The sequence below is a fragment of the Mesorhizobium sp. 131-2-1 genome, from assembly GCF_016756535.1.
Classification (GTDB): Bacteria; Pseudomonadota; Alphaproteobacteria; order Rhizobiales; family Rhizobiaceae; genus Mesorhizobium.
On sequence record NZ_AP023247.1, the window covers coordinates 2950558 to 2967144 of the forward strand.

The window sequence follows — 16587 nt, forward strand, 5'->3', positions numbered from 1 at the left end:
CGCATGAATATCCTCGTCCTTTACGCTCATCCGGTCGAGACCAGCTTCAATGCCGGCCTGCACCGGACGATCGTCGAGCGGCTGAGCGCGGCGGGGCACACGATCGACGATTGCGACCTCTATGCCGAGGATTTCGACCCCAGGCTCACACGGACCGAACGGCTCGGCTACCACGACCAGCGCGGACCGGGCGATGCCGTGGCCGGCTATGTCGAAAGGCTGCAAAGAGCGGAAGCGCTGGTGCTGTCGTTCCCGGTGTGGAACTACGGCTATCCGGCGATCCTGAAAGGCTTTTTCGACCGCGTCTTCCTGCCCGGCGTGTCGTTCAAGCTGGTCGACGGCAAGGTGCAGCCGACGCTGCACAATATAGGCAAGCTGGCCGCCGTCACCACCTATGGCGGCAGCCGCTTCCGGGCCATGCTGATGGGCGATCCACCGCGCAAGGTGGTCAAGCGCATGCTGCGGGCCACCATCAAGCCCGGCGCTCCCGTCTCCTACCTCGCGCATTATTCGATGAACCTGTCGACCGACGAGACGCGCAACGCCTTCACGGCGAAGGTCGCGGCCAGCATGGATCAATTCTGATGCGCGTGCTGGTGGTCTATTGCCATCCGGTGCCCGAGAGTTTTTGCGCCTCGATCCGCGACAGCGTCATCGAGGTGCTGACGGCGAGGGGCTGGGAGGTACGTCTGCTCGACCTCTATGCCGAGAATTTCAATCCGGTGATGAGCTGCGAGGAGCGGCGTTTCTACAACGAGCGCGCGCCACAGGATCCGGCACTGAGGCCACATTTCGATCATCTGATGTGGGCCGAGGCTATCCTGTTCGTCTATCCGACCTGGTGGTACGGGCTGCCGGCGATGCTGAAGGGCTGGCTCGACCGGGTGTGGGCGACCGATGTTGCCTTCAAGCTGCCGGCCGGCAAAGGGCGGATCAAGTCGCTGATGACGCATGTCACCAAGGTCGGCGTGATCACCACCTGCGGCGCACCGACCTGGTGGAGCGTCGTCGTCGGCCAACCCGGCCGCAAGACCATCCTGCGCGGCATGCGCGCGCTCTGCGCCCCGCGCTGCCGGACGCTCTTTCTGGCGCACTATCTGATGGATGCCTCGACCCCGAAAAGCCGGGCGGCGTTTTTGGCGAAGGTGCGCGCGAAGCTGGAGCGGTTTTGAAGTGCGTCGCTTTCCCTTCTCCCACAAGGGGAGAAGGGGAATAGCGCTACATTCTGACCCTTTCGGCTTTCGGGTCATACATCGGCTTCAGCGAGGCTTCAGCCGCAAAACGCTCGCCGGCGATCTCAACCTCGTAGGACGAGGCCAGCACGTCCGCCTCGCTCTCGCCCTTGCACGGCACATAGCCGAGGCCGATGGCGCCGCCGAGATGGTGGCCATAATTGCCCGATGTGATCGGGCCGACGATCCTGCCGTCGCGCAAGATCGCCTCATTGTGGAAGAGCAGGGGCTGCGGGTCCTTCAGACGGAACTGCACCAGCCGGCGTGACAGGCCGGCTTCCTTCTTCCGCAGCACCGCGTCGCGGCCGATGAAGCCGCTTTTGGCCGTCTTGACGGCGAAGCCGAGGCCGGCTTCCAACACATTGTCCTCGTCGGTGATGTCGTGGCCGAAATGGCGGAACGCTTTTTCGATGCGGCAGGAATCGAGCGTATGCAGACCGCACAGTTTCAGGCCGACATCGGCGCCGGCATCGGCTATCGCCTCGAAGACGTGGGCTGCCTGCTCTGTCGAGACATAGAGCTCCCAGCCGAGCTCGCCGACATAGGTGACGCGGTGGGCGCGGGCGAGGCCCATGCCGATCTCGATCTCCTGGAACGTGCCGAAGGGGTTCGCCTCGTTGGAGAAGTCGTTCGGGCTCACCTTCTGGATCAGCTTTCGCGAGTCCGGCCCCATCAGGCAAAGCACGGCCTCGGCCGCGGTCACGTCGGTGATGACGACGAACTCGTCGGCGACGTGGCGCCTCAGCCAGGCGAGGTCGCGCTGCAAGGTGGCGCCGGGCACGACGAGGAAGTAAGCCGTGTCCGACAGGCGCGACACGGTTAGATCGCTCTCGATGCCGCCCTTGGCGTTGAGCATCTGCGTGTAGACGATCCTACCCGGCGCGACGTCCATGTCGTTGGCGCAGAGCCGCTGCAGGAAGGCGCAGGCATCGCGGCCCTCGACCCGGATCTTGCCGAACGAGGTCATGTCGAACAGGCCGACGCCGTTGCGGACGGCGAGGTGCTCTTCGCGCTGGTTGTCGAACCAGTTCTGCCGCTTCCACGAATAGCGGTACTCGCGCTCCTGGCCGTCACGCGCGAACCAGTTGGCGCGCTCCCAGCCGGCGACCTCGCCGAACACGGCGCCGCGCGCCTTCAGATGCTCATGCAGAGGCGAGCGGCGGACGCCGCGCGACGTCGCCATCTGGCGGTAGGGGAAATGGTCGGCATAGAGCAGACCGAGCGTTTCGGAGACGCGCTCCTTGAGATAGCGCCGGTTCTTCTGGAACGGCTGGGCGCGGCGGATATCGACCTCCCACAGGTCGAAGGGCGCTTCACCATCGTTGATCCATTGCGCCAGCGCCATGCCGGCGCCGCCGGACGAGACGATGCCGATCGAATTGTAGCCGGTCGCCATCCAGTAGCCTGACAGCTCCGGCGCCTCGCCGAGATAGTAGCGGTCGTCCGGCGTGAAACTTTCGGGGCCGTTGAAGAAGGTATGGATTCCGGCGGTGCCCAGCATCGGCATGCGGTTGACGCCCATTTCGAGGATGGGCTCGAAATGGTCCATGTCCTCGGGCAGCTGGTCGAAGCAGAAATCCTCGCGAATGCCCTCCATGCCCCAAGGTTTCGCCACGGGCTCGAAAGCGCCGAGCATCATCTTGCCGGCGTCTTCCTTGTAGTAGGCGCACTCGTCCGGCACGCGCAGCACCGGCAGGCGGGTCAGTCCTGGGATCGGCTCGGTGACGAGGTAGAAATGCTCGCAGGCGTGCAGCGGGATGGTGACGCCGTTCTGGCGTCCGAGCTCGCGCGCCCACATGCCGGCGCAGTTGACGACGATGTCGGTCTCGATCGTGCCTTGCTCTTCGCCCTGTGCCCAGGATACGCCGGAGACACGGCCGTTCTTGGTGTGGACCTTGGTGACCTTGACGTTTTCGATGATGGCGGCACCCCGCTGGCGCGCGCCCTTGGCAAGCGCCATGGCGATGTTGGCCGGGTCACACTGGCCATCGAGCGGCAAATGCACGGCGCCGACCACATCGGACACATTGAGATGCGGATACATCTGCTTGACTTCGCTCGGCGAAATCTCGCGCACGTCGACATCGAAGGCGCGGGCCAGCGAGGCCTGCCGGTAGATCTCGTGCTTGCGCTCCTCGGTCAACGCCACGGTGATCGAGCCGACCTGGCGCATGCCGGTGCCGACATCGGTCTCGGCTTCGAGCTTGACGTAGAGGTCGGCAGAATATTTCGCCAGACGGGTCATGTTCTGCGAGGCACGCAGCTGGCCGATCAGGCCGGCGGCATGCCAGGTCGTGCCGCAGGTGAGTTGCTTGCGTTCGAGCAGCACGATGTCGGTCCAGCCGAGCTTGGCCAGGTGATAGGCGACCGAGCAGCCGGAGACGCCGCCGCCGATGATGACGGCGCGGGCTTTGCTGGGAATGCTTTTACTCATGCGGCCTCGCGGCGGTAGGCGGAAGCGAAGCGGCGCAGGCGAAGCGCTGCCTCCTTGAGGATGGGCTCGGGCTGGCAGAGGCTGACGCGGATGTGTCCGGCGGCAGCCTCGCCGAAGCTCGCACCCGGCATGACGCCGACCCTTTCCTTGTCGAGCAGTGCCCAGGCGAACTTCTCGTCGTCAGGCTCGATCGCCGAAACGTCGAGCATGACATACATGCCGCCCTCGGAGCCGCGCACGGTGACGTCGTTCATGCCGCGGATCGCTTCGAGGAACAGCGTGCGCCGCCCGGCATAGCGCTCGGCGATCTCCTTGACGCCATAGCCATTCTCGAGCGCTTCGGCGCAGGCGATCGAGATGAAGGCCGGCAGGCCGTAGGTCGTCACCAGGTTGAGGTTGATGAGCAGCGCGATCATTTCCCTGGGGCCGGTCAGCCAGCCCATGCGCCAGCCGGTCATGCCGTGGCTCTTCGACATCGAATTGATGACCAGCGTGCGCTCCGCCATGCCGGGCAGGGAACGCGGCGAGATGTGCTCGCCGCCACCCAGCGTCCAGTAGACCTCATCCGACAGCAGCCAGAGATCATGCTCCCGGCAGACTTTGGCCACGTCCTCCAGCCGCTCGCGCGAATAGACGGCGCCGGTCGGGTTGTTCGGCGTGTTGATCAGAATGGCGCGGGTGTTGGCCTTGAGTGCGGCGCGGATCATGTCGGCGCGTGGCTGGAAGCCGTCCTCGGCCGGCGTCTCGACAACGGTGAAGTCGGCGCCGGCGGCGCTGAAGGTATTGGGATAAGTGGCGTAATAGGGCGCGACGACGATGGCATGGTCGCCGGGGTCGAGCACGGCCTGCACGGCGGCATAAAGCGCCGCCTGTCCGCCTGGTGTGGCGATGACCTGGTCGGGCTCCGTGGCGACGCCGGCGCAGGCGGTGGAGGTCGCCGCCATCGCCTTGCGCAGGCGCGGCAGGCCGGGCAGCGGCGTGTAGTGGTGGTTGCTGGCGCGAACCGCCGTCACGCAGGCCTCAATGGTTTCCGAAGGCGTGTCGAAGTCGTGGTCGCCGACCGACAGCATGATGATGTCCTCGCCGGCCTGCTTGCGAGTCCAGGCGGCGAAATGCACCTCCCAGCCGTCCTTGCCCGAAGGCACGATGCCGGCAATGCGCGATGAGGGTCTGGGCATCATTGAACTCCCGAGATTCTGTGACCGGCCCGCTCGAGCCGGTCGCGCAGGGCGGCGATATGGGCGGGGCCGACCTCGCAGCAGCCGCCGACGATATGGGCGCCGGCCTCGACCCAACCGATGGCCTGGCCGGCATAGGCCTCGGGGTCGAGGTCGTGGCGGGCATGCAGCACGTCGACCGTGCCGCCATGCTTCAGCGCCTCGACCGCGGTGAAGCCGTTGGCATAGGCGCCGACCGGACCGCCAAGCGCGATCAGTTCGGGCAGTGCGGCGCTGACGGCTTCCGGCCGGCAGCAATTGACCAGCCTGGCCGCGACCGGCAGGTCACCGAGCGCGGCCGACGCGGCGGCTATCGCTTCGCCGCTGCGCAGGCGCGGTGTGCCGTGGTCCGCGAGCGTCCACGACACCCAGACGGGTTTGCCGCTTTCGCTCGCCGCCGTGACGGCGGCGCGCGCCTCGTCGGCCGAGGCCATGGTCTCGCACAGGAAGAGGTCGACGCCATCGGCCTGCTCGGCGACGATGCGGCGATAGGTATCGAGTGTCTCCTCGAAGGAGATGGTCAGCGCCGGCGCGTAGCTGCCGAACAGAGGCGACAGGCAGCCGGCGATTGCCGCATCGCCGGCTTGTTCGCAAGCTTGCCTGGCGAGTTCAATGCCGCGCGCCTGAAGCGGCTTGAACAGGTCTTCCGCACCCTCGCGCGCCAGGCGCTCCGGCGTCGCGGAATAGGTGTTGATGGTGATGACGCGGGCGCCCGCCTGGATGAACTCCGCATGCAGGTCGCGCACCAGATCCGGTTCGTCGATCAGCACCCTGGCCGACCACAGTGGCGTCGGCTCGGATTTGCTGCGTCGGACCAGTTCCTGGCCCATGCCGCCGTCGGTGAGGATTACGGACTTCATGCCCTTAGTCTTTCATTCTTCGGATCCCAGAGCGGCTCGTCCTTCTGCACCACCGCCTTGAAGCGGTCGCCGAAGATCTCGACCTCCACCGGGGTGCCCGGCTCGGCGAGGTCGGCGCGCAGCATGCCGAGTGCGATCGATTTGTCGATGCGATGACCCCAGCCGCCCGACGTCGTCTCGCCGACGATCCTGCCGTCATGCCAGAGCGTCGACATATAGGGCGCGTCGCAATCACCGGGGTCCTCGACGACCAAAGTGACAAAGCGCTTCTTCACGCCCTGCTGCTTTTCGTTGAGCAGTGCCGCCTTGCCGCAGAAGTCAGGCTTGTCCCATTTGACGAAGCGCTCCAGCCCACCCTGCAGGATCGAATAGTCGGTCGAAAGATCGCCCTTCCAGGCGCGGTAGCCTTTTTCGAGCCGGAGCGAATCCAGCGCATACATGCCGAACGGCTTCAGCCCGTGGTTTTGTCCGGCGGAGCAGACGGCATCGAAGACCGTTGCCGTATCGGCGACCTTGGTGTGGATCTCCCAGCCGAGCTCGCCGGCGAAGGAGACACGCACCAGCTTCGCCCAGCGCCCGGCGATCGTCGTTTCCTGATGCGTCAGCCAGGGAAGCGTAAGATCGGCGTGGCAGCCCTCGGCAAGGATCTTGCGCGAGTTCGGGCCGGCGAGGATCTGGGTGGAATACGCCTCGGTGCGGTCGGTCACGGTGAAGGCCGCGTCCACCGGCATGCGTGACTTCAGCCATTCGAAATCGTGCCATTGCGCCACCGCGGCGGTGATCAGCGTCATCTGCTCCTCGCCGTGGCGCACGACCGACATTTCGGTGACGATGCGGCCCTTGTCGTCGGAGAAATAGACAAGGCCGATGCGGCCGGATTTTGGCACCAGGCCGGTGACCTGCAGCGCCAGCCAGTCGGCGGCGCCCGGACCTTCGAGGTTGAAGCGCGAGAAGCCGGGCAGGTCGAGGATGCCGGCGGCATCGCGCACCGCCAGGCATTCCTCGCGCACGCGGTGCTGCCACGGCCCGTCGCGGCGGAAGGTGAGGGTGGATTCCTCCGAGGTGTCGTCGCCCGGCTTGGCGTACCAGGTGGCGCGTTCCCAGCCATTATAGGCGTCGAACCGGCCGCCAAGTGCCTTGATGCGATCATGCAGCGGAGACAGTTTGCGGTTGCGACCCTCCGGCCAGGCATGGCGCGGGAACTGGATGGCATACTCGTTGCCGTAGATCTCCATGCCCTTGGCGACGCAATAATCGGGCGCCGAGGCAAAGCTGGTGAAGCGGCGCGGATCGCAGGACCACATGTCCCATTCGGTCTGACCTTGTGTGACCCACTCGGCCAGCACCTTGCCGGCGCCGCCGCCCTGGGCGATGCCGAAGGTGAAGACGCAGGCCTCGAAGGCGTTCGGCACGCCAGGCATCGGCCCGATCAGCGGGTTGCCGTCCGGCGCGTAGGGGATCGGCCCGTTGATCACCTTGGAGAGGCCGGCGGTGCCGAGGATCGGCACGCGCGCGACGGCGTCGGCGAGGTAGTGCTCCAGCCGGTCGAGGTCGTCGGGGAAGAGCTGGAAGGAAAAATCCTCCGGCATCGGATCGTTGTGGGTCGCCCAATGCGCGCGGCAATTGCGCTCATAAGGGCCGAGATTCATGCCGGTCTTTTCCTGGCGCAGGTAGTAGGAGGTGTCGACGTCGCGCAGCAGCGGCAGTTTCTTGCCCTGTTCCTTGGACCAGGCGGCAAGCTCGGGGATTTCCTCGAACAATATGTACTGATGGCTCATCACCATCATCGGCACTTCGCGGCCAAACATTTTTCCAACCTCGGCGGCGCGATAGCCGGCGGCGTTCACGACGATCTCGCAGCGGATTTCGCCTTGCGGTGTCGCGACCACCCATTCGTCGTTCTCACGACGAACACCGGTGACCGGGCAGAAGCGGATGATTTTTGCCCCCATGTCGCGAGCGCCCTTGGCGAGCGCCTGGGTCAGCTGGGCCGGATCAATGTCGCCGTCGCTCGGGTCGTAGAGCGCGCCTTTCAACTCATGCGTTTCAATGAAGGGATAGCGGCGCTTGATCTCGTCCAGCCCGACGACGTCGATGTCCATGCCCTGGTAGCGGCCCATGCCCTTGGCGCGCTGGAACTCCTGCATGCGCTCTTTCGTGTGGGCGAGCCTGAGCGAGCCGGTGACGTGGTAGTTCATCGGATAGTCGACCGCGTCGGCGAGGCCGCGATAAAGCTCGGTCGAATAGCGCTGCATGTTCATCAGCGACCAAGACGAGGAGAAGGTCGGCACGTTGCCGGCGGCATGCCAGGTCGAGCCGGAGGTCAGCTCGTTCTTTTCCAGGAGCACGCAATCGGTCCAGCCCGCCTTGCAAAGGTGGTAGAGCGAGGAGGCGCCGACGACACCGCCTCCGATGATCACCACGCGTGCCGTGGTCGGCAAACCGGCCATGCTTCTTCCCTTTCAATCAGTAGACAGGCGGCGACACCACCCAGATGACCACCGCCGGCTCGGTACCCGGATTGCGCCAGCGGAACGGCTTGCCCTCGAAGCGGAACGAGTCGCCTTCGCCGAGCCGGTGCCAGGCGCCGGCAATCTCGATCTCGAAAACTCCCGACACGACATAGCCGGCTTCTTCGGTCGGACGGCGCGCCTCGGCCTTCAGTTCGGCGCCCGGCGCGAAGACCGAGCGAAGCATCTCGAAGCTACCGCCGAGATCGGGCGACAGAAGCTCCTCCACAAGTCCGGATTCGCTTGTGCCAAGCGAGCGGCGGCTGCCGGCGCGCACGACCACGCCGCGCTCCTTCTCGACGGGCACGTCATGGCTGAAGAACAGGCTGATCGGCACGCCGAACAGGTCGGCGAAAGCCCTGAGGTCGCCGAGCGAAGGGACCGACAGGCCGCGCTCGACCTGGCTGACCCAGCCGACGGAGCGGCCGAGTTTCATGCCGATCTCGGCCAGCGTCAGCCCGCGCGCCTTGCGCAGCGCACGGATGTCGCCGGCCAGCAACCGCTCGCCATTGTCCTGTTCCGGCCTGGGAGCGGTTGAGACCATCGGCCTTCCGATGAAAAATTGCAGATAAATTTCATGAGAGGGCAACTGCATGAAAAAATCAAGGGGATTTTCATAGCCCCACAAGATTTGCTTGCGCGTTTTTTGCGGTTCATGCAAAGGCTCGGCGACGAACGGCGAATGGGGACGTCCGGTCGGGGACCAGGTTTCAAGGAGTCTGTGCGTGGTCCTTCGCGGGAGCCGGTTTCGGTTCCCGGTCACGCGCAAAGGGACGACCCATGCTGGAAAACAACAGCCGGATTGCCAAGGATGCGGCGATCGTCGACGAGGCGATCACGTCGCGCCGCTCGGTGCGCGCCTTCCTGCCGGACATGGTCGACGACGAGACGGTCCGCGACATCCTTTCCGTTGCCTCGCGCGCGCCTTCGGGCACCAATATGCAGCCGTGGCGGGTCTATGTGACCAAGGGCGAGGTCAAGCAGCGCATCTCCGACGCCATCCTCAGTTCCGGCATCCGCGCCGAAAAGGCCGAATGGGACGAGTACCGCTACTATCCAGACCAGTTCTTCGAGCCCTATCTCACCCGTCGCCGGGCGAATGGCTTCGGTCTCTATGGCGCCCTCGGCATCGGCCGGCGCGAGGTCGACAGGATGCGGGCGCAGCACGACCGCAACTTCGTCTTCTTCGATGCGCCCGTCGGTATGATCTTCACCGTCGACCGCCGGCTGAACAAGGGATCGTGGATCGACTACGGTATGTTCCTGCAAAACATCATGGTGGCGGCGCGGGGCAGGGGCCTGCATACCTGTCCGCAGGCGGCCTTCGCGCCCTACCATCGGCAGATCCGCCCGGTGCTCAACATCCCAGACGAGGAGATCGTCGTCTGCGGCATGGCGCTGGGCTACGAGGACAAGTCCAAGCCCGAGAACGAGTTCCGCACCGACCGCGCGCCGCTGGAAGACTGGGTTACGTTCAGCGAGTAAGGGTCGCCTGCTCGAGCCCCCGGCCTACTCGGTGTTCATATGCGCGCCGTGGCCGCTGACATGGGCGCCGTCCTGCGGTGTCAGCCGCAGATACGCAAACAGTGCGCAGAGCGTGATCAGGCCCTCGATCAAGAACAGGATGCGGAAGTCGTTGACGCTGGCCTGGCTGCCGCCGGCGAGCAGCGACAACAACGCCGCTGCCAGGCCGACGCTGATCGCCACCGCAAGCTGCCAGAGGATGTAATAGAGCGCGCTGAAGCGGGCGAACTGCTCCGGCGCGATATCCGAATAGGAAAGGTTCCCGGTTGAAGCCCATTGCACCGAGCGGAAGACGCCGAAGGTGAAAATGTAGGCGAGCACGATCCATGCTGGCAGGCTTGCCTGCATCAGGGCGAAGCCCGCGACAAGGCAGGCGACGATGGGCGTGTTGGTGACCAGCACGCGCCTGAAGCCGAAACGGTTCAGGATGCGGGGCATGAAGAAGCGCATCAGAAGCGAGCCGATCGCGGCGATGAAGGTCAGCGATCCGGCCTGCACCGCGCTCATGCCGAAGCCGAGCTGGAACATCAGCGGCAACAGGAAGACGACCGAACTCAGGCCGATCGTGTCGAGGCCGCCGCCGGTGAGGAAACTGATGCGGAAGGTGCGGATGCGCAAGAGGTTGAGGTCAAGCAGCGGGTTGCGGGTGCGCAGGCAATAGAGGGCCGCGACTGTGAGGATGGCGATCGCCAGTCCGAGCTCGGCGGCGATGATGCCGGCGGCGGCATCCTTCGCGGCGAGCGAATCCATGCCGAAGACAAGCAGCGCCATGCCACTGCCAACCAGCAGGAAGCCCGGAAAGTCGAACGGCGTGCGGACCGGCTTGGTCGTCGAGGGAAACAGCGAGGCAGCCAGCAGCGCCGCGGTCAGCGCGATCGGGATGTTGATGTAGAAGATCCAGCGCCACGACACGTAAGTGGTGAGCGCGCCGCCCACCAGCGGCCCGACCAATGGTCCCGACTGGCCGGCGAGCGAGATGTACATGTTGATCTTGAGCGTGCGGTCACGCGGGAAGCTCGACAGGATCACCACCTGGCCGAGCGTGCCCGTCAGCGCGCCGCCGAAACCCTGCAGGGCCCGCGAGGCGACGAGCATCCAGATGTTTTCCGACAGGCCGCAGAGCGCCGATGCGCTGGCGAAGACGAGCAGGGCAAAGCAATAGACGTTGCGCAGGCCGAAGCGGTCCGCCGCCCAGCCGCCGAGCGGCATCGAGATGATCAGGCTGGCGACATAGACGGTGATCAGAAGGCCGAGCTGGCTTGGCGGGCGGGCGAGGCTTTCGCCGATGCCGGGCAGCGCGGTCACCACGACATTCTGGTCGAGGCTAGTCATGAAGACGCCGCAGGCGACCGTCGCCGGCAACAGCATCGACGCCTCGCCCGCCGATGCAAAGCGGGTCGTGGCCGTCGCCGAAGTCTCTGCAGTCATGGGAGGATATGGTCGAACTGGTTGCCTGGACGGGCACCTGCTGCGGCAAAGGCCCGTGATTGCCTATCTATCGGCCCGGCTGGCCCAGGCCTCAAGCAGCAGTTGTGGCCGTCCGTAGTGCCAGCCAGCGCTACTGCACCTCGTAGCCGACTTCCTCGCTGGCGTGGCACAGCGCCTTCCAGAAGGAGCGGGCGAAGGAGCGGAAGACATAGATGTCGAACTGATCGGCGCCGGTGCGCTGGATCTGCGCGAACACGTCGTGATGGGTGGTCGAGCGGCCGGCGCCGACCGGGAAGGCCGGCAGGGCGAAATCGATGGCGAAGAACTTCGCCAGCACCCATTCGGCCTTGGGGCCGGCGATGCGGATGGCGGTGCGGCCATGCGACAGGTCGGTGACGGTGCCTATGTCCGGCGTGATGACGCCGCTGAACGCGGCCGCAAGGCCCTCGGCGTCGTCGACAACGGTGAACTTGCCGGGCGCGAAGCCGAATGCCGATCTGGCGCCGCTGGTGACGCCGCCGCCGGCGCCGTCGGGCAGGGCAAGGCCAGCAACCTTGTATATGCCCGACATAAGCCGCTTCTCCTCGCCCGGCCATGCTGCGAGCTGCAGGATCGAGCCCGGCCGCGTCTCGGACAGGATGACATCGACGCCATGTTCGAAATTGCCGTGCGAGCCCGCGTGGTACTCCGGCTCGAGCGGAGATTGACGTTCAACCATGCATGCGGCTCCCGTCCGGGTCGTAGAAGTGGTTGGAGACGATCTCGATCGGCCCGAAGCGGTTGCGCAGCGGGTCGGAGACGAATGCGCGCGTGCCACGCCTGGCCTTGCCGGCCTTGACCAGCGCCAGCGCGATATGCTTGCCGAGCGCCGGCGAATAGCAGCAGGCGGTGATGTGGCCGATCGAATCGTGCGGACTGGCTTCGTCCAGTTCCTCGACGATGTGCGCGCCGCCGTTGAACGGGCGATTGTCGAGCGAGACCAGGCCGACCAGTTGCAGCCGGTCCGACGCGATCAGGCCCTCGCGATCCATCATGGCCGAGCCGATGAAGGGCTTCTTCTTCGACAGCATCCAGTCGAGGTGCAGGTCGCGCGCCGTGGTGCGGCCGTCGATCTCGGCGCCGGTGACATGGCCCTTCTCGATGCGCATCGTGCCCAGAGCCTCGAGCCCGTAGGTGACCAGGCCGAACGGCCTGCCGGCCGCGATCAGCGCCTCCCAGACGTGGGTGCCGTAGCCGGCGCCGGAATAGACCTCGAAGGCCATTTCACCGGAGAAGGAGAGACGGCAGATCATCACCGGGACGCCCGCGATCTGCCCATGGACGATGCCCATGAAGGGCAGGGTGGCGTTGTCGACGGCGGTTCCGGTGACGCAGGCCGCAAGGATGGCTCTCGCCTTCGGCCCGCCGATGGCGGCGCCCGCCCATTCGTCGGTGACCGAGGTGACGGTGACCTTCAGCTCCGGCCAGATGACGTCGAGGAAATATTCCAGATGCTGCATCACCTTGCCGGCGTTGGCGGTGGTGGTGGTCATCAGGAAATCCTGCTCGCCGAGCCGCCAGGTGGTGCCGTCGTCGAAAGCAAGGCCATCCTCGCGCAGCATCAGGCCGTAGCGGGCCTTGCCGACGGCGAGCGTCGAAAACATGTTGGTGTAGACGCGGTCGAGGAATTCCGCCGCGTCCGGTCCCTGCACGGCGATCTTGCCCAGCGTCGAGACGTCGACGATGCCGGCGCTCTCGCGCGTGGCCTTGGCTTCGCGGACATAGGCCTGCTCGACCGTCTCGCCGGCAAGGCCGTAGATCATCGGCCGGTACCAGAGGCCCGCCGCATACATCCTCGCGCCATTGGCGATGTGCCAGTCATGCATCGGCGTCAGTCGCTCCGGCTTGAGGTCGCCGAACCGCTCGGCCGCCAGCGAGCCGATCGACACCGCCGTGTAGGGCGGGCGGAAGCGCGTCGTGCCAACGTCGGGGATCGGCTTGCCGAGCGCCTCGGCCATAATGGCGAGGCCCGGCACGTTCGAACTCTTGCCCTGGTCGGTGGCCATGCCAAGCGTGGTGTAGCGCTTGAGATGCTCGACCGAGACGAAGCCCTCGCGATGCGCCAGCCGCACGTCTTCGGCCGTCACGTCGTGCTGGAAATCGACGAAGCTCTTGCCTTTCGCCTTGATCTCGAACACCGGCGCCGGGTCTGGCTCGCCGGGCGCGGCTTCGACGTCCGGCAAGGCCGCCGGCGCATCTGTGCCGCCGGCTGCGGCGACGCCGGCGGTGCGGCCTTCGGCGATGGCCTCCGCGGTCGAGAAACTGCCAGTGAAGGCGCCGGCGCCGATCCAGCGTTGCGTCGGCTTCGGCGGCAGGAAGGCCTGCCTGGCCGGGTCCCACTCAGCCTTCGCGCCGGCCTGGCTGGCGAGGTGGATCGTCGGCGACCAGCCGCCCGACATCAGCAGGCAGTCGGCGTGGATGCTGCGCGCGTCGCCGGCGAGCGCGCCGCTCAGCATGTCGAAGCGCTGCACCTTGAGGCCGGACAGCGCCTTGCCACCCTCGGTGGCGACCACGGCATGGCCGGACAGGATCTCCGCCTCGGCCTCGGTGGCCAGTCGGCGCATTTCGTCCGACAGGTCGGGGCGGACGTCGACGATGGCGACGATCGCGGCCCCTGCCTTCCTCAGTGCCAGGGCCGAACGGTAGGCGCTGTCATTGTTGGTGAACAGGGCAATCCTCTCGCCGGGCAGCACGCCATATTCGTTGGCGTAGCGCTCCGCGGCATGCGCCAGCATGACGCCCGGCCGGTCATTGCCGGGGAAAACCAGTGGCCGTTCGAAGGAGCCGGTGGCAAGCACCACCGTTTTGGCGCGGATCGCCCAGTATCGATGGCGCGGCTCGCCCTTGGCCGGGCTCTCCTTGTGGTCGCTGACCCGCTCGAGCGCGGCAAGCGTGTTGCCGTCATAATAGCCCCAGACCGTGGTGCGCGGCAAAAGCCGCACATTGTCGTTGCCTTCGAGCTGGCCGGCGACGCGCGCCGCCCAGTCGGCCGCCGGCATGCCGTCGATCGTCTCGCCGGACCAGTTGGCCGAGCCGCCGAAACGTGGATCCAACTCGGCAAGGATGACGCGCGCGCCCTGGTCGGCGGCCGCCTTCGCGGCCGTCAGCCCGGCCGGGCCGGAGCCGACCACCAGCACGTCGCAGAAGGCGTTCATGCGCTCGTAGCGCGACGTATCGGCGGCGGTGCCAGCCCTGCCCAGACCGGCGGCGCGGCGGATGAAATGCTCGCAGAACATCCAGAAGCGGGTGCCCTTCAGCGGGCCGATCGCCGGCCCCATGAAGGTCTTGTAGTAGAAGCCGGCCGACAGGAGTTTGCCGCCGAGCTGATTGACCGCGCTGACGTCCCAGGCGAGCGAGGGGAAACGGTTCTGGCTAACGGCGGTGAGCCCGTCATAGATCTCGACCATCGTGGCCGCGATGTTCGGTTCGCGGACCTCGCCGCGCAGCACCGTCACCAGCGCGTTCGGTTCCTCGACGCCGGCGGTGAGCACGCCGCGCGGGCGATGGTACTTGAACGAGCGGCCGAACAGCGTCACGCCGTTGGCGAGCAGCGCCGAGGCCAGCGTATCGCCGGCATGGCCGGTATAGGACACACCGTCGAAGGTGAAGCGGATGGTGCGCAGCCGGTCGGTCCGGCCGCCGGTCTCGGCGCGACGCGGGCTCACGACTTGGCCTCCGTCCTGTGCCGGGTGGCGGATTTGTGGCCGCCATGCGCGAAGGCCGTGCTGGAAATTTCATGCGTCAGCGTGTTGCGCACGACCCTGACATGGGCGCGGCAGCCGCCGGAATGTTGCCAGATCTCATTATGGTCGCCGGCCGGGTTCAGCCGGTCGTAGACATAGGCGTTCCAGGCGTCGAGGTCCTGCGAGTTGGGTTGCGGGCGCTGGCGGTTGCCGTCGCCCTGGTAGGTGAACTCGATGACGTCGCGCGGGCCGCAATAGGGACATGTGATAAGCATCTTGTTTCAACCCTAATGCAGCCGAGGCGTCGCGCCCTGGCCTTTGTCGTCGATGACGAGGCCACGATAGAAGCGGTCGAGCGTGAAGGGCGCGTTGAGCTCGTGCGGCTCGTCCTTGGCGATGGTCCAGGCAAAGCACAAGCCGGAGGCCGGCGTCGCCTTGAAGCCGCCGTAGCACCAGCCGCAATTGAGATACATGCCAGGCAGCGGGCCGGCGGTGATGATCGGCGAGCCGTCCATTGTCATGTCGCAGAGACCGCCCCAGGAGCGCAGCATGCGCACGCGCGCCAGGCCGGGGAACAGCGCCAGCATCTCGCTCATCACCTCATCGACGATCGGCAGACTGCCGCGCTGGGCATAGCTGTTGTAGCCGTCGAGGTCGCCGCCATAGACCAGGCCGCCCTTGTCGGACTGCGAGATGTAGAAGTGGCCCATGCCGAAGGTCAGGATGGTGTCGATGATCGGCTTCAGCGATTCCGACACGAAGGCCTGCAGCACATGGCTCTCGATCGGCATCTTGTCGATGCCGGCCAGCTGCATGACGCGGCCGGTGCTGCCGGCAACGGCGAGCGCCACCTTCTTGGCCCGGATCTCGCCGCGCGTCGTCGACACGCCGGTGATGCGGTCGCCGTCGCGCAGGAAGCCGGTGACCTCGCAATTCTCGACGATGTCGACGCCGCGCCGGTCGGCACCGCGCGCATAGCCCCAGGCCACCGCATCGTGGCGGGCGCTGCCGGCGCGCCGCTGCATCAGGCCGCCAATGACAGGGAACCGCGCCGAGCCGGAAACGTCGAGCGCCGGCACGAGCCGCTTGATCTGGTCGACGGTCATCAGCTCGGCATCGACGCCGAGATGGCGCATGGCGTTGCCGCGCCTGGCATAGTCGTCGAACTGGGCGGGCGTATGCGCCAGGTTCAGACAGCCGCGCTGCGAGAACATGACGTTGTAGTTCAGGTCGTGCGAGAGGTTTTCCCAAAGCTTCATCGAATGCTCGTAGAAGCGGGTGTTGGAAGGCAAAAGGTAGTTCGAGCGCACCGCGGTGGTGTTGCGGCCGACATTGCCTGAGCCCAGCCAGCCCTTCTCCAGCACCGCGACATTGGTGATGCCGTGCTCCTTGGCGAGGTAGTAGGCGGTCGACAGGCCGTGCCCGCCACCGCCGATGACGATCACGTCGTAGGATGCCTTCGGGTCCGGCTTGCGCCAGGCCGGCTTCCAGTCCTTGTTGCCGCTGAGCGCGTTCTTGAGGAGCGAAAAGGCCGAATATTCCGCCATGTTTCATGTCGTCCGGTTTGTGCGATGCGGCAGACTATAGAGCAGGCGGCGGGCGCAAAGCCAAGATTGCGCCATCGCTTTTCGACTGGCCGACTTCCACTTGCCTGACCGGG

Annotated in this window: 13 protein-coding genes; 3 read left to right on the forward strand and 10 right to left on the reverse strand. The window is 66.0% G+C overall.

What is annotated here, in order from left to right; translation table 11 throughout:
• Positions 1–3: 3 nt before the first annotated feature.
• Positions 4–585 (forward strand): NAD(P)H-dependent oxidoreductase, encoded by a 582-nt coding sequence (locus tag JG743_RS14185; RefSeq protein ID WP_202301394.1) that lies wholly within the window; start codon positions 4–6, stop codon positions 583–585.
• A complete protein-coding gene (locus tag JG743_RS14190; protein ID WP_202301396.1) occupies positions 585–1172 on the forward strand; it encodes an NAD(P)H-dependent oxidoreductase in 588 nt (195 codons plus the stop codon). Before JG743_RS14185 ends, JG743_RS14190 begins: the two co-directional genes overlap by 1 nt.
• Positions 1173–1218: 46 nt before the next feature.
• On the opposite strand, the gene JG743_RS14195 is transcribed toward JG743_RS14190, so the two are convergent.
• The 5 genes from JG743_RS14195 to JG743_RS14215 are packed head-to-tail and all read right to left on the reverse strand — an operon-like array spanning position 1219 to position 8797.
• Positions 1219–3666: a GcvT family protein gene (locus tag JG743_RS14195; RefSeq protein WP_202301398.1), complete on the reverse strand. Its 2448-nt coding sequence runs from the start codon at positions 3664–3666 to the stop codon at positions 1219–1221.
• Positions 3663–4844: a pyridoxal phosphate-dependent aminotransferase gene (locus tag JG743_RS14200; RefSeq protein WP_202301400.1), complete on the reverse strand. Its 1182-nt coding sequence runs from the start codon at positions 4842–4844 to the stop codon at positions 3663–3665. Before JG743_RS14200 ends, JG743_RS14195 begins: the two co-directional genes overlap by 4 nt.
• On the reverse strand, positions 4844–5743 hold the full coding sequence (locus JG743_RS14205; RefSeq protein WP_202301402.1) for a homocysteine S-methyltransferase family protein: 900 nt from the start codon (positions 5741–5743) through the stop codon (positions 4844–4846). Before JG743_RS14205 ends, JG743_RS14200 begins: the two co-directional genes overlap by 1 nt.
• Complete coding sequence (locus tag JG743_RS14210; protein ID WP_202301404.1) at positions 5740–8193, reverse strand: GcvT family protein; 2454 nt, start codon at positions 8191–8193, stop codon at positions 5740–5742. The genes JG743_RS14205 and JG743_RS14210 overlap by 4 nt, the downstream gene beginning before the upstream one ends.
• Before the next feature lie 16 nt (positions 8194–8209).
• A complete protein-coding gene (locus JG743_RS14215) occupies positions 8210–8797 on the reverse strand; it encodes a helix-turn-helix domain-containing protein (protein WP_202301406.1) in 588 nt (195 codons plus the stop codon).
• A gap of 236 nt (positions 8798–9033) precedes the next feature.
• Here JG743_RS14215 and JG743_RS14220 point away from each other — a divergent pair, with 236 nt between their 5' ends.
• Positions 9034–9738, forward strand: coding sequence for a nitroreductase (locus JG743_RS14220; protein ID WP_202301408.1), 705 nt, complete (start codon positions 9034–9036; stop codon positions 9736–9738).
• 24 nt (positions 9739–9762) lie between these two features.
• On the opposite strand, the gene JG743_RS14225 is transcribed toward JG743_RS14220, so the two are convergent.
• From JG743_RS14225 to JG743_RS14245, 5 genes are all read right to left on the reverse strand, one after another.
• Positions 9763–11205, reverse strand: coding sequence for an MFS transporter (locus JG743_RS14225; protein ID WP_202301410.1), 1443 nt, complete (start codon positions 11203–11205; stop codon positions 9763–9765).
• Positions 11206–11335: 130 nt separating this feature from the next.
• Positions 11336–11923, reverse strand: a complete 588-nt coding sequence (locus tag JG743_RS14230) for a sarcosine oxidase subunit gamma (RefSeq protein WP_202301412.1) — start codon at positions 11921–11923, stop codon at positions 11336–11338.
• Positions 11916–14909, reverse strand: coding sequence for a sarcosine oxidase subunit alpha (locus JG743_RS14235; RefSeq protein WP_202301414.1), 2994 nt, complete (start codon positions 14907–14909; stop codon positions 11916–11918). The genes JG743_RS14230 and JG743_RS14235 overlap by 8 nt, the downstream gene beginning before the upstream one ends.
• Entirely contained in the window at positions 14906–15202 is a 297-nt protein-coding gene (locus JG743_RS14240) for a sarcosine oxidase subunit delta (protein WP_202301416.1), read from the reverse strand. The genes JG743_RS14235 and JG743_RS14240 overlap by 4 nt, the downstream gene beginning before the upstream one ends.
• 12 nt (positions 15203–15214) lie before the next feature.
• A complete protein-coding gene (locus tag JG743_RS14245) occupies positions 15215–16474 on the reverse strand; it encodes a sarcosine oxidase subunit beta (RefSeq protein ID WP_202301418.1) in 1260 nt (419 codons plus the stop codon).
• Positions 16475–16587: the final 113 nt, after the last annotated feature.